20 protein-coding genes are annotated in these 20,902 nt (G+C 42.8%); 19 read left to right on the top strand and 1 reads right to left on the bottom strand.

Going from position 1 to position 20,902, the window contains the following annotated elements:
* Positions 1–62 precede the first annotated feature (62 nt).
* From OCV43_RS01770 to OCV43_RS01720, 11 genes are all read left to right on the top strand, one after another.
* Positions 63–449 (top strand): DUF5640 domain-containing protein, encoded by a 387-nt coding sequence (locus tag OCV43_RS01770; protein WP_227701064.1) that lies wholly within the window; start codon positions 63–65, stop codon positions 447–449.
* Between the two features lie 183 nt (positions 450–632).
* Positions 633–1,433: a PD-(D/E)XK nuclease family transposase gene (locus tag OCV43_RS01765; RefSeq protein WP_022244160.1), complete on the top strand. Its 801-nt coding sequence runs from the start codon at positions 633–635 to the stop codon at positions 1,431–1,433.
* Positions 1,426–1,668, top strand: a complete 243-nt coding sequence (locus tag OCV43_RS01760; RefSeq protein WP_118056440.1) for a hypothetical protein — start codon at positions 1,426–1,428, stop codon at positions 1,666–1,668. Before OCV43_RS01765 ends, OCV43_RS01760 begins: the two co-directional genes overlap by 8 nt.
* Positions 1,669–1,932: 264 nt before the next feature.
* Positions 1,933–2,610 carry an orotate phosphoribosyltransferase gene (gene pyrE, locus OCV43_RS01755; RefSeq protein ID WP_022244161.1) on the top strand — a complete coding sequence of 226 codons (678 nt, stop codon included), beginning with the start codon at positions 1,933–1,935 and terminating at the stop codon, positions 2,608–2,610.
* Between the two features lie 28 nt (positions 2,611–2,638).
* Positions 2,639–3,109 carry a VanZ family protein gene (locus OCV43_RS01750; RefSeq protein WP_262623259.1) on the top strand — a complete coding sequence of 157 codons (471 nt, stop codon included), beginning with the start codon at positions 2,639–2,641 and terminating at the stop codon, positions 3,107–3,109.
* A 32-nt stretch (positions 3,110–3,141) separates the two neighbouring features.
* Positions 3,142–3,474 carry a DUF6142 family protein gene (locus OCV43_RS01745; protein WP_022244163.1) on the top strand — a complete coding sequence of 111 codons (333 nt, stop codon included), beginning with the start codon at positions 3,142–3,144 and terminating at the stop codon, positions 3,472–3,474.
* 30 nt (positions 3,475–3,504) lie between these two features.
* Positions 3,505–5,598, top strand: coding sequence for an aminopeptidase (locus OCV43_RS01740; protein ID WP_262623258.1), 2,094 nt, complete (start codon positions 3,505–3,507; stop codon positions 5,596–5,598).
* A gap of 49 nt (positions 5,599–5,647) precedes the next feature.
* Positions 5,648–6,154, top strand: coding sequence for a 5-(carboxyamino)imidazole ribonucleotide mutase (purE, locus tag OCV43_RS01735; RefSeq protein ID WP_022244165.1), 507 nt, complete (start codon positions 5,648–5,650; stop codon positions 6,152–6,154).
* Positions 6,155–6,285: 131 nt separating this feature from the next.
* Entirely contained in the window at positions 6,286–7,206 is a 921-nt protein-coding gene (locus OCV43_RS01730; protein WP_262623257.1) for a sugar phosphate nucleotidyltransferase, read from the top strand.
* Between the two features lie 17 nt (positions 7,207–7,223).
* Positions 7,224–8,156 carry a carbamate kinase gene (arcC, locus tag OCV43_RS01725; protein WP_117840556.1) on the top strand — a complete coding sequence of 311 codons (933 nt, stop codon included), beginning with the start codon at positions 7,224–7,226 and terminating at the stop codon, positions 8,154–8,156.
* A 29-nt stretch (positions 8,157–8,185) separates the two neighbouring features.
* Complete coding sequence (locus tag OCV43_RS01720; protein WP_262623256.1) at positions 8,186–9,346, top strand: N-acetylmuramoyl-L-alanine amidase; 1,161 nt, start codon at positions 8,186–8,188, stop codon at positions 9,344–9,346.
* Here the strand turns inward: OCV43_RS01720 and OCV43_RS01715 are convergent.
* Positions 9,343–9,696, bottom strand: coding sequence for a cupin domain-containing protein (locus OCV43_RS01715; RefSeq protein ID WP_022244169.1), 354 nt, complete (start codon positions 9,694–9,696; stop codon positions 9,343–9,345). The two genes, OCV43_RS01720 and OCV43_RS01715, sit on opposite strands and share 4 nt — an antisense overlap.
* A 123-nt stretch (positions 9,697–9,819) precedes the next feature.
* Here OCV43_RS01715 and OCV43_RS01710 point away from each other — a divergent pair, with 123 nt between their 5' ends.
* The 8 genes from OCV43_RS01710 (at position 9,820) to OCV43_RS01675 (ending at position 20,876) form a co-directional block, all read left to right on the top strand.
* The gene (locus OCV43_RS01710; protein WP_262623255.1) at positions 9,820–11,718 is read left to right on the top strand and encodes an ABC-F family ATP-binding cassette domain-containing protein; all 1,899 of its coding nucleotides are present in this window, start codon (positions 9,820–9,822) and stop codon (positions 11,716–11,718) included.
* A gap of 11 nt (positions 11,719–11,729) precedes the next feature.
* Entirely contained in the window at positions 11,730–12,818 is a 1,089-nt protein-coding gene (mtnA, locus tag OCV43_RS01705; RefSeq protein ID WP_262623254.1) for an S-methyl-5-thioribose-1-phosphate isomerase, read from the top strand.
* A 136-nt stretch (positions 12,819–12,954) separates the two neighbouring features.
* Positions 12,955–13,725: an Mrp/NBP35 family ATP-binding protein gene (locus OCV43_RS01700; protein ID WP_022244172.1), complete on the top strand. Its 771-nt coding sequence runs from the start codon at positions 12,955–12,957 to the stop codon at positions 13,723–13,725.
* A gap of 176 nt (positions 13,726–13,901) precedes the next feature.
* Positions 13,902–15,290 (top strand): uracil-xanthine permease family protein, encoded by a 1,389-nt coding sequence (locus tag OCV43_RS01695; protein ID WP_262623252.1) that lies wholly within the window; start codon positions 13,902–13,904, stop codon positions 15,288–15,290.
* A gap of 202 nt (positions 15,291–15,492) precedes the next feature.
* Positions 15,493–16,044, top strand: a complete 552-nt coding sequence (locus OCV43_RS01690; protein ID WP_262623251.1) for a phosphatase PAP2 family protein — start codon at positions 15,493–15,495, stop codon at positions 16,042–16,044.
* A gap of 96 nt (positions 16,045–16,140) precedes the next feature.
* A complete protein-coding gene (locus OCV43_RS01685; protein WP_262623250.1) occupies positions 16,141–17,100 on the top strand; it encodes an AAA family ATPase in 960 nt (319 codons plus the stop codon).
* Between the two features lie 3 nt (positions 17,101–17,103).
* On the top strand, positions 17,104–18,174 hold the full coding sequence (locus tag OCV43_RS01680) for a DUF58 domain-containing protein (RefSeq protein ID WP_262623249.1): 1,071 nt from the start codon (positions 17,104–17,106) through the stop codon (positions 18,172–18,174).
* A complete protein-coding gene (locus OCV43_RS01675) occupies positions 18,171–20,876 on the top strand; it encodes a transglutaminase-like domain-containing protein (protein WP_262623248.1) in 2,706 nt (901 codons plus the stop codon). The genes OCV43_RS01680 and OCV43_RS01675 overlap by 4 nt, the downstream gene beginning before the upstream one ends.
* Positions 20,877–20,902: the final 26 nt, after the last annotated feature.

Raw genomic sequence — 20,902 nt, 5'->3', positions numbered from 1 at the left:
AGCAAAGGGCGGTGACGGACATTGCCGTCATCGCCCTTTCGCTTGGACTGGAGAAGAACCACATGATGCAGGATTATCAATCGAACCGCCCCATCAGGCAGCAACCGCCGGGACGATTCACGAACAAGTCAGATCAAACGGTAGAGAGAATCAGAAAAAGGAAGAAAAAACAGACGCAGCGCCGTATGGTGCTTTGCGGTGCGATCGCCGCACTGGAGCTGCCCTCCATATCCTACGATTTCGCCTATACCATCGACGGCAACAAGCTCATGATCGATTACGCCAACGAGTCGGTGCGGGATTCCGAATATGAATTTACCGTTGATGGAAATACCCTTACCTTGATCGGTGGCGAGGGCACGGTCGGCAGGACATACGAGCTGAGCGGAGTATGCGTTACAAGATGTCCGCCTATGATGATTTTACGGAGGAATATGATTATCGTGTGAAATACAACAGAACACACAGATAACAGGGTGGAGATTGTATGGAATTTTAAAGAGATATGATTGTGAAAGAGGTTATTAAAATTTCACAAATTAATTAGTAGGCAGGAGGTGTTTTTTCGTGTATACTATAACCAGAGGTCAGAAATACAGGAAGAACACCGAAGAGATTTGGAGGTGATAAGAATGCTGACAAAGCAACAAAAACACGAGCAGGATATGCAGAGAATAAGAGAATTTCGCCTGTTTGATGACGATTTTTTGAAGAAATGCTTTGAAGATCATGATGAATGTGCGGAGCTTGTTCTGCGTATTATAATGAATAAAGAGGACCTTAAGGTTCTTCATTCTAAAACGGAATATGTCATCCAGAATTTGCAGGGGCGTTCCGTTAGGCTGGATGTAAAGGCTACGGATTCTGAGAATAAGGAATACGATATAGAGGTGCAGCGAGCGGATAAGGGAGCAGGACGAAAGCGTGCAAGACACAACAGCAGTATGTTGGATGCCAATGCACTTGCACCACAGGAAGATGTCAATTTTCTTCCGGAAACATATGTGATATTTATTACGGAGCATGATGTGATAGGAAAAGGAGAGCCGATATACAGAGTAGAGAGAAAAATTCTGGAAACCGATGAATTTTTTGATGATGGTTCCCACATCCTGTATGTGAATGGAGCATATCGAGGGGATTCGGATATCGGGAAGCTGATGCATGATTTTTCCTGTACCGATGCGGATGATATGTTTTATGGAAAACTGGCAGACAGAGTCAGATACTTCAAGGAAGATGCGAAAGGAGTTGAGAGTATGTGCAAAGCAATTGAAGAAATGAGAAATCAGGAGCGTGAAGAAGTAACACGTGAGTTCGTTGTTCGTATGATTCGTGATGGCGAAACATCCGTTGAGAAAATGGCACGTTATTCCGGCTTGTCTTTGGATGAAGTGAAAGAAATCGTAAAGCAGGAAGCAGTTCTTGCCTGATTATAAGGTGTGCGTATGGGGCAGAGAAATCTGCTCCATATTTGTTGTAAAGGAAGAAAAACAATTTTCAGATACCACTTCGAACGGTGGAAGAGTGGGAAGCAAAACAAGAAGGAACACGATGATACTGTTTGAGGTCACAGTTTGTGACCTCAAAAGAAGGGAGAGGTGGAAGAAGATATATATGTCAGCTCTTACAATGTCAACCATAAGATTTAATGGAATGGAAAGTTGACTTGAAACCAGAACTGTCATATGAGAATAGATTTGGAAACAATGAATATGAACAATGAATATGATGATTTGTCAGTTGAAAAAAAGTGAATTTGGTGGTATGCTAAGAAAGTATATCTATGCTTAACTTTTTGGTTTGCTGAACAAATCAGAAAGGATTGATATATATGGGTAAATCGTTAAATGGTACAGTTGTGGCACAGTAAAGCAAAATTTAAAATACAAAATGCCGAAGAATGGCTTAAAATCAGGAGGTTTTAATAAAATGGAAGCATATAAAAAAGAGTTTATCGAATTTATGGTGGAGAGTGAGGTTTTGAAGTTTGGTGACTTTACATTAAAGAGTGGAAGAAAGTCACCATTTTTTATGAATGCAGGTGCATATGTAACCGGTTCACAGTTATCCCGCCTTGGAGAATATTATGCAAAAGCAATTCACGACCACTATGGTACTGATTTTGATGTACTGTTTGGACCGGCATATAAGGGAATTCCGCTTTCTGTTGCAACAACAATCGCATTCAGTCGTCTTTATGGCAAAGAGATTCGCTACTGTTCTAACCGTAAAGAAGTAAAAGACCATGGCGATACCGGAATTTTGCTTGGAAGCAAAATCAAAGATGGTGACCGTGTTGTTATTATTGAGGATGTAACGACATCCGGAAAATCTATTCAGGAGACATTCCCAATCATTCAGGCACAGGGAGATGTAACCATTCTTGGACTGATGGTATCCTTAAACCGTATGGAAAAAGGACTTGAGACAGACAAATGTGCACTCGATGAGATTCAGGAGAAATATGGTTTCCCTGCAAATGCAATTGTCAGCATGGCAGATGTGGTAGAGTGTTTATACAACCGTCCATGCCAGGGCAGGCTTATCATTGATGATAAGATGAAAGAAGCAATTGATAAATATTATGAGCAGTATGGGGCAAAATAAACAGCAAAAATGAAATGGGGAAAAGAAATTGAGTCAGAAGACGAGAAAACTGCTTCGTATCGGAGCATGGATTTTATTCGTAATATATCTGGGTCTGCTTTGCTATTTCCTGTTCTTCTCAGAAATGATGGGAAGAACCTATTCCGAAAGAAGCTACCATTATAATCTTATGCCCTTAAAAGAAATCAAGCGGTTTATTATTTACCGGAAGGCACTGGGCGCGAAAGCAGTCTGCTTTAACCTTCTGGGAAATATTGTCGCTTTTATTCCTTATGGAATGCTTCTGCCATTACTGGCACATAACCAGAGAAAGTTCTACCGGGTAGTGCTTTTGAGTTTTGACTTCAGTCTGCTGGTAGAACTGGTACAGCTTGTATCCAAGGTAGGAAGCTTTGATGTAGATGATCTGATTTTAAATACCATCGGCGGGGCAATTGGATATGTTGGATTTTTGCTGGCAAATCATATCCGGTGTCACAAATTTGAGCAGAAAGAATAGACTTCGGTACAAAATGTATCGGGAGAAAGAACATGAGAAAAAGACGAAGAGGATACAGAAAATATAAATTTACAGAAAAGACACTTTCAAAAAGAGGAATTACAGCACTTGTTCTGGCACTACTGTCACTGGTCAGTTTTGTGGTGATGGTAGTTCTTGCATTCAGAAGTGCCGGTAATTTAAGCATATACATAGCCTGCTATGGAATCCTTGCCTTTTTTGCAGCATTAGCCGCAGTGATTCTTGCAATCATAAGCCTGAAGGAGGAAAATTCATTTCGCAGCATTCCGTATGCTGCTACATTTTTGTCAATTTTTTCACTGCTTATCTGGATTGCTGTCTATGCAGGCGGTATTCTGTTGTAGGCAAAATTAGAAATATAAAGGATAGAAAGTATGGAATATCAGAATTTAAACGCAGAAGAAAGAGAAGCAATTACAGAACGACTGGATTTGGTGACGGAGCGGATACATGAACTTGCGGCAGAACCGGAGGTTTGTGAGCCGTTCCGTGCTTATTTTAAAGGAACAGCAGCATTTATTGTAAAAACGGAAGAAGTATTGCGGCAGGTATTAAATGACAGCTTCTGCAGCCAGAGCAGGGAAACATTACAGAAGATAAATGAAGCATTGTATGAGGACATTCTGCCGGAACATTATAAAGAAAGCTATGCCAACCCGGATTATGCCTGTGAAACCCTGGGCGAGGAATACGGCACACTCCTTAGCATGCTCTATGCAGAGCTTCGGAGCCTGATTCCTTATGCTTATGAGGGCGATGTGGAAGCCTATACCTGCTTCTGTGAATTGTTTATCCAGGTTTATACCTGTTTTAATGACGAAGAGGGAACAACCCCGAAAGAAGTGCAGCAGGCAATTTACTGGTTTTTCCACGATTACAGTGAATTGTTTACCGAGCGCAGCGTCTGTGAAATGGTAGATGCCAGCCGGGATTTCTTTACCCGGATAGTAATGGATTCTGATTTACAGGATTTAAAATACCTTTATTATTATGGAGAGCCTATCGGAGAAAATGAAATCCGTATGGCAGAGTATATGAACCAGCTTCCGCAGGAGAAGATTCAGGCAATGGCGGATACTTATACGGAAGGCTACCGGATTGGATTTGTTACTACCGGAAAAGACTTATCCATAAAATCTACCGTAAATGTGGAGTATGCCATCGGAATGGAACGTATGGTGCGGGCAGCAATTGCAAATTTTGAGAAGATGGGATTAAAACCGACGATTTACCGGGAGGCGTTTTCTTCCTTCCGTAACCGCGGCAACTCCAAGCGGGGCTGCTATGCGACTTCTGTGAACCGTCAGTTTGATTATGACCATAAAGCAGATAAAGCAGTATATTTAGACAAAGCCTTTGTGGAACGCCGATTAGAGACACTCCGGACTGTATATGAAGATAAGAAAGAACTTGCAGCAGGCTACGCAGGTCCGGCTGTAATCGAGGTGTTCGGAGAAACGTTATTTGAACCGGAAAATAAAAAAACTGCCTGCCATTACAGCGACAAGCAGAATGAATTAAATGTCTATTATGCGTCACAGGCTGGGCAGATTACCAATCAGTATATTAAGGGAGAGGAAAGAAGCTTTACGATTATTGCTTATCCGCTCCCGCAGATTGGCAGCAACTTTGAAGAAATTTTTGATAAGACGGTAGAATTAAATACACTGGATTATACCCTGTACCGGGATATGCAGGCGAAAATTATTGAAGTATTAGACCAGGGAGTCAGGGCACATATCAGAGGAAAAGGCGATAACGAAACAGATATGACAGTGGAATTATACCGCCTTAAGAATCCACAGAAAGAGACTATCTTTGAAAATTGCGTGGCAGATGTCAATATTCCGGTAGGGGAAGTGTTTACTTCACCGGTGCTGACCGGAACCCACGGAGTACTGCATGTATCTTATGTCTATCTTAACGGACTCCGTTATGAGAACCTGAAAATGACGTTTGAAGATGGAAAAGTTGTGGATTACAGCTGCAGTAATTTTGACAGTGAAGAAGAGAACCGGAAATATATTTATGATAACGTACTGATGCATCATGATACGCTGCCGTTAGGGGAGTTCGCTATCGGAACCAATACCACGGCATACCGGATGGCAAAGGACTTTGATATTGCAGATAAATTGCCGATTCTGATTGCAGAGAAGACAGGTCCACATTTTGCAGTGGGAGATACCTGTTATTCCCAGGCGGAGGATACGCCGGTTTATAATCCGGATGGAAAAGAAATTGTGGCAAGGGATAATGAAATCTCAATTCTTCGGAAAGAAGACGAAAGTAAGGCATACTTTAACTGCCATACGGATATTACGATACCGTATGATGAATTAGACTGCATTTATATCGAACGGGCAGATGGCAGTACCGGGGATATTATAAGAGATGGCAGGTTTGTAGTACCGGGCACAGAAAAACTGAATGAGCCGTTGGAAAATAAGACTTCATTTCCGGCGTAAAACAGTGTATACTAAAAGGACAAGTATCTATGAGAAAAGGAGAAAGAAAATGGCAAAAGTAGGAATTGTAATGGGCAGTGATTCAGATATGCCTGTAATGGCAAAAGCAGCAGATATTTTGGAACAGCTTGGAATCGAGTATGAGATGACAATTATTTCCGCACATCGTGAGCCGGATGTATTTTTTGAATATGCAAAGAGCGCAGAGAGCAAAGGATTTAAAGTAATTATCGCAGGAGCAGGAATGGCAGCACATCTTCCGGGAATGTGTGCAGCAATCTTCCCTATGCCGGTAATCGGAATTCCAATGCATACCACATCTTTAGGCGGAAGAGATTCTCTTTATTCTATCGTACAGATGCCGACCGGTATTCCGGTAGCAACCGTTGCAATCAATGGTGGCGCAAATGCAGGAATTCTTGCAGCAAAGATTCTTGCAACATCAGATGATGCATTATTGGCACGATTAAAAGAATATTCTAAGAATTTAAAAGAGCAGGTAGAAGCAAAGGATAAGAAGCTTCAGGAAGTCGGCTATAAAGAATACATGAAATAGCAGGCACAAGTGAGTCAACACGCTTTTAGAGCTGGCGAGTGGAGAAATCATTAGGTAAGAACAGTGAAATAGAGGAAAAAAGAAAAGGGTAGAGAGAAAAAAGTTTTAAAATAAGGTTGAGGAGAATACGAATGAAAACAACACTGATTATTATGGCGGCAGGCATTGGCTCCCGTTTTGGCGGCGGAATTAAGCAGCTTGAGAAAATGGGACCGAACGGCGAGATTATTATGGACTATTCCATTTATGACGCGGTGGAAGCAGGTTTTGATAAGGTTGTATTTATCATTCGCAAGGATATTGAGGCGGATTTTAAAGAAATCATTGGAAACAGAATCGGAAAACAGGTAGAAGTAGATTATGTATTCCAGGATATCAATGATATACCGGAAGGCTTTACAGTGCCGGAAGGCAGAACAAAACCATGGGGAACCGGTCAGGCAGTATTATGCTGCAAAGGCGTAGTGAAGGAACCATTTTTAGTCATCAATGCAGATGATTATTACGGAAAAGAAGCATTTGTAAAGATGCATGATTTTCTGGTAAATCATGAAGAGGATAAGGAAAGATTCCGCCTTGGAATGGCTGGATATGTCCTGAAGAACACACTGAGTGATAACGGAACCGTTACCCGTGGTGTCTGTGTGGTAGATGAAAAGAGTGGTTATCTTGAAAAAATTTTAGAGACACACAGCATCTATGCCGATGAAAAAGGAAAAGTACATTGTGAAGAAGCTGATGTGGCAGAATGGATTCACCCGGATGTAAATGTATCTATGAACATGTGGGCTGGCTATCCGGATTTTATTGATTATCTGGAAGAGGGCTTCCGTGAGTTCTTGGCACATATTGAAGACAATCCGATGAAGAAAGAGTATCTGCTGCCAAATATTGTGGAATTGCTTTTGAATCAGGATAAGGCAACCGTAAAAGTTTATGAGACAGCAGACCGCTGGTTTGGAGTTACTTATTTAGAGGACAAACCATTTGTTGTGGATTCCATCCGCGGACTGATTAAAGACGGTGTCTATCCGGAAAATCTTTGGGCATAGAATTGGAGGATTGTAACATGAAAAAGAAGAGAATTGTGATTGCATTAGGACATGAAGCATTGGGAACAACACTTCCGGAACAGAAGAAAGCAACCAAGCTTACCGCAAAAGCAATCGGAGATTATATTAAGGATGACTGTCAGGTAGTTCTTTCCCACAGCAATGGACCACAGGTGGGAATGATACATACTGCAATGGCTGAATTCGCAAGAATTTATCCGGAATATACTGCTACTCCGATGTCTGTCTGCTCTGCTATGAGTCAGGGCTATATCGGATACGATTTGCAGAATGCCATTCGTACCGAATTATTAAACCGTGGAATTTACAAACCGGTATCTACTGTTTTAACACAGGTAACCGTAGACCCATACGATGAAGCATTTTATCATCCAACCAAAATTATCGGCCGTGTCATGACAGAGGAAGAGGCAGAAGCAGAAGAGAAGAAAGGTAACCATACGGTAAAACAGGGCGATGGATACCGCCGTATCGTAGCAGCTCCAAAGCCAATGGACATCGTAGAAATTGATGCCATCCGTGCACTTTCCGATGCAGACCAGGTAGTAATTGCCTGTGGTGGTGGCGGTATTCCTGTATTAGAGCAGGATAATAATCTAAAAGGTGCCAGCGCAGTCATTGAAAAAGACCTTGCAGCAGGCAGACTTGCAGAGCTTTTAGACGCTGACCAGCTTATTATCTTAACCAGTGTTGAGCATGTGTGTTTAAATTATGGCACAGCCAATGAACAGCCATTGGATGAGATGACAGTAGAAGAAGCAAAACAGTATATGGACGAGGGTCAGTTTGAAGAAGGAACCATGCTTCCGAAGATTCAGGCAGCAATCGATTACATTGGTAATTCTGCAGTCCGTTCCGTACTGATTGCCAACTTGGAGGAAGCATTAGATGGCGTCAGCGGATTAAAGGGAACTTTGATTCATAAGTAAGATGATATAAGGGAAATGTGAGGAAATCTATGAGAACATCAGAAAGAAGCACATTCCATAAGGGCAGCAGGCACTCGGCAGTTACCGTATGCCTGTTGCTTGTTATGTGTCTGGTATTTCTGACCGCTTGCGGGAAGGATAAAAAAGACGATACAGTTGCGAATGTGAATACCGAAGAAACATTAACAAATACAGAGGTACCAACAACAGAAAGTGTAATTGACACCGAAGAAGTTGTAGATACGGAAACAGAAACAGAGACGGAAACAGAGCATGTTCCGGCAGTATTGAATCCGGATACGGTAGTTTATGCAGAAGAGACTGTTTATACGACAACAAGAGTCAATGTGAGAGTAGAACCTTCTACCGATGCAGAGGTTTATAAGAAATTATCTGCGGGAAAAGAACTTACCCGCACTGCAAATGATGGAAGCTGGAGCCAGGTTTCATTGGATGAAGGAACTTATTATATAGCATCCGATTATCTGACCACAGAGAAGCCGCAGGAGCCGGTAGCATTGACTGGAAGTGCAGGAACCGGAATTACATCCGGAAGCGGCGGACATGTCATCTGCATTGACCCGGGACATCAGAGCAGAGGAGACAGTACACCGGAGCCGGTAGCACCGGGATCTTCTGAGACCAAGGCAAGAGTAACCGGAGGAACATCCGGTGTTGCAACCGGACAGACAGAGTATCAGCTTAATTTATCCGTCAGCTTAAAATTGCGGGATGAACTGGTAGCAAGAGGTTATACCGTAGTCATGACAAGAGAAACCAATGATGTGAATCTCAGTAACAGCGAGCGGGCAGCCATTGCAACCAATGCGGGAGCAGAAGCATTTGTCCGTATACATGCCAATGGATCTACCAACAGCGGAGCCAATGGAGCTATGACAATCTGCCAGACGGCGTCCAATCCGTATGTAGGAAGCTTTTACAGCCAGAGCCGTTCTCTTTCCCAGAATATACTGGATAGTCTGTGTGCACAGACCGGTGCAAAAAAGGAATATGTGTGGGAGACTGATACCATGAGTGGAATTAACTGGAGTACCGTACCGGTAACAATTGTAGAAATGGGATATATGACAAATCCCACCGAAGATTCCAATATGGCAACGGACTCTTATCAGACTCAGATTGCACAGGGAATCGCCAATGGGATTGATGCTTATTTTGCCGGTAATTAGGCAAGATAATTAATGACAGCAAAGAGAATGAGATCTTCTTTTGGAGAAGCATTTGCAATGCTGTGGGACTCTCCGCTTTTGCAGACGCAGGTATCACCGGCTTCTAAAGCAACGATGGTTCCGTTATCGTCATAGGCTGCATGACCGGAGAGAATGGTGATGATTTCTTCTTCCCCTTCATGCATATGCTTTCCGAGAGAACAGCCCGGTCTTAAGATGAGTTTTGCAATCATCTTGGCTGGGCTTTCATAGTCTATAGGATTGACGGAACGGATAATTTCAACAGTGCCGGTTCCGCCTTTCATATTTTCGTTAAAAATATGTTTTAATTCAGATGCTCTATGATACATATATTACCTCCTGAATAGTTGTGCTATGCATTACAGTATAGTCAGTGAGCAGTCAAATGTAAATATGTATTGTGATAGAAAATTATTGCCAATAAGAATGAAAAAGAAATACAGGAGACCTTTATGAATTTATTATCAGCAGAGAATATAACCAAGACATTTACCGGAAGAAAGTTATTTTCCAATGCCTCCTTTTATTTGCAGGAAGGAGAGAAAGTCGGAATTGTGGGAATTAACGGAACCGGAAAATCCACTTTACTGAAAATGCTGGCAGGCTTAGAGGAACCGGATGCCGGAGAAATCACCAAGGCAAATCATGCGGTAATCCGCTATCTTCCGCAGATGCCGGAATTTGGGGAAGAAGAGACGGTCTTAGAAAGTGTACTGGTAGCGGCACACCGGAAAAATCAGGCAGATGCTTCCGGGGAAGATTATCAGATGTGGAATTTAGAGAGCAAGGCAAAGTCCATGCTCACAAGACTTGGCGTATATAATTTTGAAGAAAAGACGAAAAACTTATCCGGTGGAGAAAGAAAACGTCTGGCTCTTGTGGCAGTACTTTTAACACCCTGCGATATTCTGCTGTTAGACGAGCCTACCAACCACCTGGATGCAGATATGGCAGAGTGGCTGGAAGGGTATTTAAAGGGCTTTAAGGGAACACTGATTATGGTAACCCATGACCGGTATTTTCTGGACAGCGTATGTAACCGTATTGCAGAAATTGATAAAGGCTCCATTTACAGTTATCAGGAAAATTATTCCGGTTATCTGAATCTGAAGCAGGAGCGTATGGATATGGCAGTTGCCGGGGAACGGAAGCGGCAGTCCATCCTTCGCAAGGAGATCGCCTGGATGCAGCGGGGCGCAAGGGCAAGGTCTACCAAGCAGAAAGCCCATATCAAACGTTATGAGAATCTTAGAGACCAGTCGGGACCACAGTTTGATAAGCAGGTGGAATTAAGCTCGGTTTCCAGCCGTATGGGAAAGACGACGGTAGAGCTTCATCATATCAGTAAATCCTATGGAGAAAAAAAGCTGATTGAGGATTTTTCCTATATCTTTCTTAAGAATGACAGAGTCGGATTTGTGGGACATAATGGATGCGGTAAGACCACTTTGATGAAGATTATCGATGGCAGGGTAAAGCCGGATGCCGGAGAACTGGTTATCGGACAGACCATAAAGATAGGCTATTATTCCCAGGAGATTGAAAAGGATGCATCGGCGGGAGTTGCCTATATGGATCCGTCTTTAAAGGTTATTGAATATATCCGCAATACTGCAGAATATGTCCGGACAGAGGATGGACTGGTATCCGCATCAGCCATGTTGGAGCGTTTCTTATTCCCACCGGAAGAACAGTATGGCGTTATCGGAAAACTTTCCGGTGGAGAAAAGCGGAGACTGAATCTGCTTCGTGTATTGATGGAAGCACCGAATGTACTGATTTTAGACGAGCCGACCAATGATCTTGATATTACCACACTGGCAATCTTAGAGGATTATCTTGATAATTATGATGGAATCGTCATTACAGTATCCCATGACCGGTATTTCCTTGACCGTATCGCAAAGCGGATTTTTGCATTTGAACAGGGAAACATAAGACAGTATGAGGGCGGTTATACGGATTATCTTGCCAAGCGACCGGAGGATGAGACAGCAGTGGGAAATGCAGGCACAGAGACTTCCGGGAAGAAAGCAGACCAGACGGAAAACGCAGATGCCACAGAGAATGCCGAAAAGAAGGATTCCAGGGCGACCTGGAAGAGCGGCAGGAAGTTGAAATTTACCTGGCAGGAGCAGAAGGATTATGAGACCATCGAGGACGATATTGCAGCTTTGGAAGCAAAGTTAGAAGAACTGGATGAGAAGATGGGAAGCTTTGCCAGTGATTTTGTAAAATTAAATGAGCTGACCCAGGAGAAGATAAAAGTGGAAGATGAATTAGAGCATAAGATGGAACGATGGGAATATTTAGAAGAACTGAATGCCAGAATAAAGGCTCAGGACAGGTAGGAGATAAGGCTATGGAGAAGGGAAAAAACAGTAAGAATATTATGGATTATGCAACGGTTACACTCTTAGATGCAGAGAATGCCATTGAAATCATCGACCAGACAAAGCTGCCGGGAACGATAGAACTGATCCGGTTAAAGAGTGCACAGGAAATCTGGAATGCCATTTATTTATTGAAAGTCCGTGGCGCACCGGCAATAGGTGTGGCAGCAGGCTTTGGCATTTATCTTCTGGCAAAAGAAATTGAAACAGAGGATTATGAAGTCTTTTATGAAGCTTTTCAGAAACAGAAAGAATATTTGAATTCTTCCCGTCCGACCGCAGTCAATCTCTCCTGGGCATTAAACCGGATGGAGAAAGTCTGTATTGCAAATAAAAATAAGCCGGTTGCAGAGATAAAGGAATTGCTTCATAAAGAAGCCCTTGAGATTCAGGAAGAAGATATCCGGGTCTGCAAAAGTATCGGAGAACACGGGCTGACACTGGTGAAGCCGGGTGATGGCATTTTGACCCATTGCAATGCCGGACAGCTTGCCACCAGTAAATATGGGACTGCTACAGCACCGATTTATCTGGGGGAAGAAAGAGGTTATCATTTTCATGTATTTGCAGATGAGACAAGACCTCTTTTGCAGGGGGCGAGACTTACTTCTTTTGAACTGCATGCAGCAGGGGTGGATGTGACCCTGATTTGTGATAATATGTCTGGCACCGTCATGAAACAGGGACTGGTACAGGCAGTATTTGTAGGCTGCGACCGGGTGGCAGCCAATGGAGATACGGCAAATAAAATCGGAACCTCCGTTGTGGCAACGGTAGCAAAGCGGTATCATGTACCTTTTTATGTCTGTGCACCGACCTCTACCATTGACTTAAATACAGCAACCGGAGATGACATCTGCATTGAAGAGCGTCCGGCAGAGGAAGTGACGGAGATGTGGTATCAGGAGCGGATGGCACCGGAAGGCGTCAAAGTATACAATCTGGCATTTGATGTGACAGACCACGATTTAATCAGCGGAATTGTAACAGAGTATGGAATCGCAAGAGAGCCATATACGGAGAGTTTAAAAGAAATCCTTTCGAAGAGAAATGCATAAGGTATCAATTTTTGTGCAAACTGATATCTTGAAAAGTATCTATCAGTAAGGTATGATAGTAATAATGAGGTTTTAATAAAAATATGGGCGGTGTCGATTACGTACACCGCCTGTTTAGCGGAAAGAGGGAATAGAAATGGCAATAAAGTTTCAGAAAGAGCCAATGAATGCACATTCATCCATAAAGCATGTAATCGGCGTAGTCAGCGGTAAAGGTGGTGTTGGAAAATCTTTTGTCACAGCATCCATGGCAGCCGCTATGCGTAAGAAAGGTTATGAAGTAGGTATTATGGATGCCGACATTACCGGACCATCCATTCCAAAGATGTATGGAATTCACGGAAAAGCAGTCGGAGATGGAAAAGAGATTCTTCCGGCAGTGGCAGAAGACGGAACCAGGATTATGTCTGTAAATTTATTGGTTGATACAGAAGAAACACCGGTTGTATGGCGTGGACCAGTCGTTGCCGGCGTGGTAAAGCAGTTCTGGAGTGACGTGGTATGGGGTGACATTGATTACCTTTTCGTAGATATGCCACCGGGAACCGGAGATGTTCCACTGACTGTATTCCAGTCTCTTCCGGTAGAAGGAATCATTATCGTAACTTCTCCGCAGGAACTGGTTCAGATGATTGTAAAGAAAGCATATAACATGGCAGGGATGATGAATGTTCCTGTCCTTGGAATCGTTGAAAATTACAGCTATTTAAAATGTCCGGATTGTGGAAAAGAGATTTCTTTATTTGGAGAAAGCCATATTGATGAAATCGCAGCAGACCTTGATTTGTCCGTTCTCGGAAAACTTCCATTGGATCCGGCATATGCAAAAGCTGCTGATGCAGGACAATTTTATACTATGGACAACCCATATATTGCCAAAGCAATTGAGGCGTTGGAACAAATTTAGATAATAACAGGTAATCTGCCATTTCGGTGGGTTACCTGTTTTATGCGGGAAAATATGTTTCCCGTAGTTAAAGCGGATGCAGCATAGCAACAGAAAAATGCATGAAAAGCACCGCAGACGTGGAAAATATAATTCCACGGATATCACACATTATATTTTAAGGAGGAGCTTTCGTTATGAACGAACGAAAAGACGCAATTCGCGACGCACGGACACTTGGTGTTCCAAAGATGCTGTTGTTAGGACTTCAGCACATGTTCGCAATGTTTGGCGCAACCATTCTTGTGCCGATTCTGGTGAACAGCTATTTTGAGGGAGAAGGTCTTTCCGTACAGGTTACGTTAATCTGTGCTGGTCTTGGAACTTTATTCTTCCACCTTTGTACCAAATTAAAAGTACCTGCATTCTTAGGTTCATCTTTTGCATTTTTAGGAGGATTTTCTACAATTGCACAGTTGGATACCGGAATCTTTGCAGACATGACCATGGGAGAGAAGCTTCCATATGCCTGTGGTGGTATTGTTGTCGCAGGAGCTTTATATCTGATTCTTGCACTTGTTATCAAAGTCGTAGGAGTAAAGAAAGTAATGCGTTTCCTGCCACCTGTTGTAACAGGACCAATCATCATCTGTATCGGCCTTTCCCTTGCACCATCTGCAGTAAACAATGCATCCACCAACTGGATTCTTGCACTGATTGCACTGGCAGTTATCATTATCTTTAACATCTGGGGAAAAGGAATGTTCCGCATTATCCCAATTCTTTTAGGTGTTGTCATTTCCTATGCAGCAGCACTGATTATGCAGGCAGCAGGACTGACTAATCCGGATGGAAGTGCTATCTTAAACTTTACCGAAGTAGCATCTGCAAGCTGGGTAGGACTTCCTCCATTCCAGTTATGCAAATTTAACCTGACTGCAATCTTGGTTATGGCACCAATCGCACTGGCAACTATGATGGAGCATATCGGAGATATGTCTGCAATTTCTGCAACTGTTGGTGAGAACTTCATCGAAGATCCGGGACTTCACAGAACCTTAATCGGTGACGGACTTGCAACCGCATTTGCAGGTATGGTTGGTGGTCCTGCAAATACTACATATGGTGAGAATACCGGTGTATTGGAATTAAGCCGTGTGCATGACCCTAGAGTGATCCGTATTGCAGCTGTATTTGCAGTTATCTTAAGCTTTATTCCGAAAATAGCTGAAATCATTGGTTCTATGCCATCTGCAATCATCGGTGGTGTCAGCTTCATGCTTTATGGTATGATTTCTGCAATCGGTGTCAGAAATGTAGTAGAAAATCACGTTGATTTCACCAAATCCCGTAACTTAATCATTGCAGCAGTAATCTTAGTCAGCGGACTTGGATTTTCCAATGGACTTACCTTTACCATTGCAGGAACCAGCATTACTTTAACCGGACTTGCAATCGCAGCCTTAGCCGGAATTATCTTAAATGCAATCTTACCTGGTAAAGATTATCATTTCGGAGATGATCCAAAGGCAGATGCCAACCGTGGACTTGATATGAATCCGATTCAGGAAGAAGATATTCAGTAAGAAACAGAAAGCAATTCATTTAGAAAGAAACAGGTCATATCCAGCTTGTGAGGGCTGGGGTGACCTGTTTTGCGTTGCTTTGGAATAGCTGGCGTTTAGTTTTTTAATATTTCATTAAGTTGTTTCGAAATCAAAGGAAACACGGTATACTATAAGCAGCAGTAAAAGTGATGAAAATGTGGAGAAAGAAGAGGAACATATCATGTTAGAACAGTTATTACATATAGATGGGCAGATTTTATTATGGATACAGGAGTATCTGCGATTCCCGGCACTGACTTCTGTGATGAAGGATATTACGAATCTTGGAAATGCGGGAATCTTATGGATTCTGATAACCATTGTGCTTTTGCTGGACAAGAAGACGAGAAACGTAGGCTATATGTCGGCACTGGCATTAATTGGTTCGTTAATTGTAGACAATATTTTACTTAAAAATCTGGTGGCAAGAACCAGACCCTATGAAGTGATTGATGGATTGAAGCTTTTAATTGAAAAGCAGTCAGATTATTCTTTCCCATCGGGACATACCGGAAGTTCTTTCGCATCAGCAATTGTATTATGGAAAGAGCTTCCTAGAAAATATGGAGTAATGGCATTAATTGTAGCTGTTCTGATTGCATATTCACGGTTATATGTAGGGGTGCATTATCCATCGGATGTGTTGGCAGGAGTGGTGATTGGAGCCGTACTGGCGTTAGTTTCGGTATGGCTGGTAAAAAAGATTCAGGGGCAGAAGAAACTTGTGAAGTAAGAGAAACATTTCTGAACTAGAGACAAAAAATAGAGAATGATAGGAAACAGAGAAGAGCCAGAAAACAGAAAGCAGACTCAAAGCAGGAGGAGAAGGATGGAATTACAGCAGGCGGTGGAATTATCAAAGCGGGTTCAAAATGAAATCAAAAAAAGCGTAAAAGGAAAAGATGATTGTATCAGAAAGGCATTCTGTGCAATTTTAGCAGGAGGACATATTTTAATTGAAGATGTACCGGGAGTGGGAAAGACAACGCTGGCACTGGCTTTTTCGAGGGCATTGAGCCTTGAAAATCACAGAGTACAGTTTACACCGGATGTACTGCCGGCAGATATTTTGGGATTTTCTATGTATGATAAGGAGCAGGGCGGCTTTTATTATCATCCGGGTGCAGTCATGTGCAATCTGTTTTTGGCAGATGAAATCAACCGTACTTCTCCAAAGACCCAGTCAGCCCTGTTAGAGGTTATGGAAGAGGGAAAAGTGACGGTAGATGGCATCAGTCATCCGGTTCCGAAACCATTTCTTGTAATGGCAACCCAGAATCCGAAGGGAAGTGCCGGGACACAGATGCTGCCGGAATCCCAGTTAGACCGTTTCATGATTTGTATGAGCATGGGATACCCGGATTTGAAAAGTGAGATTGAGATTGCCAAAGGAAAGAGCATCGGACAGAGCTATGAGAGTATAGAAGGTGTGATGACAGGGGCGCAGCTGCAGGCAATGAAAGAAACCGTAGAAAATATTTTTATACATGACAGAATTTATGAATATATGATGGCGTTGATTCATGCCACCAGAAAAAATCCTTATATTGAGCTGGGCGTCAGTCCGCGTGGAATGGTGGCACTGACGAAAATGGTGCGTGCCAATGCATTTTTAAATGAGAGAGATTATGTGATTCCGGCTGATGTGGAGGATGTTTTTTATGATGTCACAAAGCATAGAATCGTATTAAATACCAAAGCACGGGTCACCGGGGTGTCCGGGGAAGCAGTTCTTGAAAAAATTATGGAAGATACCACAAAACCAACTTCGTTTAAGGGAAAAGAGTAGCCTATGGCAACAGGACTGATACTTGTACTTATTGTTGGTGCATTAGGATATCTTGGAATCATTTATACCAGCCCGGCATTGATACTTTTGTCGATTTGCTGCGGAGTAATGCTGTTTTTAGGCTATGGCTATATTTTATATATGATGTTTCGGGTAAAATGCCGGATTCAGATTCCGATTGTTATGGCAGAGCAGGAAGAAGGCGTTATGATCTGTGCGGTGACGGAAAACCGGAGCAGGCTGCCATTGCCGAAGGTGGTATACCGGATCGATTATCAGAACTCTTTTGGCAGGAAAAAGAGAAAGTTATCCATACAGACGGCAGCGGATGCAAAGAGCAGCAGCCGGATGAGCGTGGAGGTAGCAGCAAAAAGCAGTGGAAATTATACATTCCGGCTGGTTCGGGTAAGATTTTATGGCCTGCTTGGAATCGGCTATCTGACCAGGTATGTGCGCTATGAGGAACGGCTTTCCATTATGCCAAAGATAACACCGGTAATGATAGAGGTGGGATTAGCTTCCCGGTATTTTCAGGGAGAAGCGGAAGTATATGATGATAAAACCGGAGGAGATGATGTATCGGAGGTATTTCAGATCCGTTCCTTTCAGCCGGGAGATAAAATCCAGAATATCCACTGGAAGTTATCAGCAAAAGAAGATGAGCTGATGGTTCGGGAAAACAGTCTGCCGATGGGCTGTCCGGTGGTGATTCTTCTTGACATCAGCGGAGGGCAGAAAGAGACGGAGAAGCAGAGAAACCACTTTTTTGAAATGGTAATTTCGATTTCTTTTGGACTGGTGGAAAAACAGTGCCCTCATTATATTGCCTGGTATGATGAAAAGGAACATGACCTCATCCGGGTAAGGGTAGATACAGAAGAGAAGGTATATTATTTTATTCTGCTTTTGTATGGAGCGGTTCAGAGCCGGGAAAAGATGGATATTGCACTTTTATATCAGGAGAACTACCGGGGTGAGACAGCAGTTACAAAGATAGAAATGAACCTTGCAGGAAAACTTATTGTGGCAGGAACGGAAATAGAAGATTTCGCAAAAGCGGAGATTAGAGTATGAGAAAAAAGAAGAAAACATATGCATCGGTTATGAAAAAGACTGGAAACATACGGTATTCGCAGAAAGGACGGCGGGCAGGAAAAATTGCATTGCCGCCGCAGGTCATGCGTGTGGGAATGCAGAGCCTGCTGGCTGTGCTTTGGGAGATTGCCTTGTTCTTTATATTTGGAGACATCTTTCTGACTAACCGGTTTGAAAAGCCTGCATTGATATGGGTTTCTGTTTCTGCGGTAGCATTGACGGTTTCTTTTTCCTATTTTAAGAAGGCGGACAAGTGGCTGCTGCCTGTGGGAGAACTGCTGGTGGGACTGGTGCTTGGCAGGAAGGAACTTTATCCCGGGATGGCAGGACTGATCCGGCTGGTAGTGCAGAAAATCAATATGTACTATAATGTGCAGATTGTATCCGGATTTGAACGGTATCTTGATTTAAATCCGGTGGTAGAAGTAACAGCATGGCTGTTAGTTATCTTGTCTATTCTGCAGATTTATTTTCTGGTGGTAAGAAAACGGCTGGCTGGAGTGTTGATTCCACCGCTACTTCTTATAATGCTGGATTTTGCGGTGGGCTATGCACCATCAAAGCGGGCATTGATTTGTTTCTCACTGGCTGCGGCAGGAAGCTTTGGTTACCGGGCTGCCGGCCGGGTGGAATTAAAGCAGTTGGAATATCTAAGGCAGAAAGCAGTATGCCTTTTTCTGGTGGTGGCGGTAGTTGTTTCTTCGCTGGTATTTAGAGTGGCAGAACCGAAAGCCAAAGAAATGGTGGCAAGAAGAAGTGAAATTGAAAAAACTGCGCAGGATATGGTAACAGAAATGGCAATGACAGCTGCCAATCTTTTGGCAGAAATTCCTTTTGGTAAAGATATTTTCTCCTTCCATCAGCCGGGACGGGTCAGCAATATGGCACCGGAATTTGAGGACAAGCCGGTTATGGAAGTGACTGCTTATCAGATACCGGATGATACGGTATATTTAAGAGGTTATGTAGGCGATTATTACAAAAATGGAAGCTGGAAGACTTATGATTCCAGTGATTTTGTGACTGCCATGCAGGAAGTGGACAGCAGTCTTAAGGAACAGACCGCGGGACAACAGGTACAGAATATTCTGGCATATACCCAGAGCTATTATACCTATTACTGGGATACCATTTACCGGGTGCAGTATTTTGATGAGAAAGACCCCTATGCATACCTGCCATACTATACGTTGGCAAGCTATTATCAGGATGAACGGCAACCCGCCGGGGTTCTTATGGATGGAGACCGTACTGTGCTCCGGAATGGCAATGACGTTCTGGAAGTAGACGGAACCATAAGAAACAGCATGTCACATCTTTATATGAATGCTTTGTTTACTGCAGATTTGGCAGATGGTGCTTATGTGAACCGGAATGAGACACTGAGCGAATCTGAAGTAAATGAAATTATAGAGAATATGAATAGCTGGCGGTATGATTTGGCTGGGTTTAACAGTAAATTACCGGAAGACGAATGGGCATTTATAAAGAAATATAATAAGTATACGGAAAAGTATATGTATGTGCCGGAAAATCTCACAAGAATCCGGGAACTGGGAAATCAGTTGGAAGCGGAGTATGAAAGAGACTATTCGGATTTTGTAGATAACCGATTTACTGTGAATGGTACTTATTATGATGATATTTATAACTTTAAGGAAATCTATGCAGTCTATCTGGTGAAACGGGAACTGGCGAAGTGTAACTATAATCTGGATTTGGACAATGTGCCATGGGGACAGGATGTAACAGAACATTTTCTGTTTGATACGAAGGAAGGCTTCTGTCAGCATTTTGCCAGTGCGGGAACACTGCTTCTGCGGCAGATGGGAATTAAGGCACGGTATGTCAGCGGCTATGCTGTAAGTACATCGAAGTTTAAGAAGGACAGTGATGGTAATTATACGGCAGAGGTTCTTGATAATCAGGCACATGCCTGGACGGAAATCTATATAGACAGTGTTGGCTGGGTGCCGGTGGAAATGACGCCGGGAAATAAAACCGGCATTGACCGTCTGGAGATTCAGCAGGAAAGTGACAGCATTACCATCCGGATGAATGATGGCAGAACAGCAGACCTAATTACGCTGGAGCGAAGTGATTATCAGGACAGTTCCAAAGATGACAGTCAGTCGGATTTATCCGGCAGCGGAATGCCAAATACGGAAAATCAGAATACAAAAAATCAAAACATAGAAAGTCAGGATACAGAAAACCCAGATACAGAAAACCAGGATACGGAAAATCAGGGCACGGAAAACCGGAATACAGAAAATTCCATGCAGGATGGCAATAAGGCAGGAAAACAGAATCAAAAGGGAAGCCGTTTAAAGGTCATTTTGCTTGTTGTGGTAATCATCATTCTGCTTCTTACAGCAGGTATCTGGTATTACTTAAGAGAGATAGAAGGAAAACGGAAGAAGGGAACACATAGTTACAAGCATATCATCCGTTGGAATTCAAACCAGATTTATCGCATTTTACGGCGGAAGGGAATTGTAAATGCTAAAGTACAATCCGACCGGACATTCCGGGAACAGCTTTTAAATTATGGGGGCTGGAGCATGGAAGAAAAGGAGCGTTATCTTCAGATTCTTGAAGTGGCAGCGTATAGCCATAAGAAACTTACCAGAGAGGATGTGCAGTTTGTACAGAAGCTTTACCGGAAACTGAAAGAATAAAAAGAGAAGCTTTGCAAAAAAACAAC

It is taken from the genome of Roseburia amylophila (genome assembly GCF_025567465.1).
Taxonomy (GTDB): Bacteria; Bacillota; Clostridia; order Lachnospirales; family Lachnospiraceae; genus Roseburia_C; species Roseburia_C amylophila.
The sequence above is the reverse complement of the archived record's forward strand: the minus strand, read 5'-3'. Positions and strand labels throughout refer to the sequence as shown.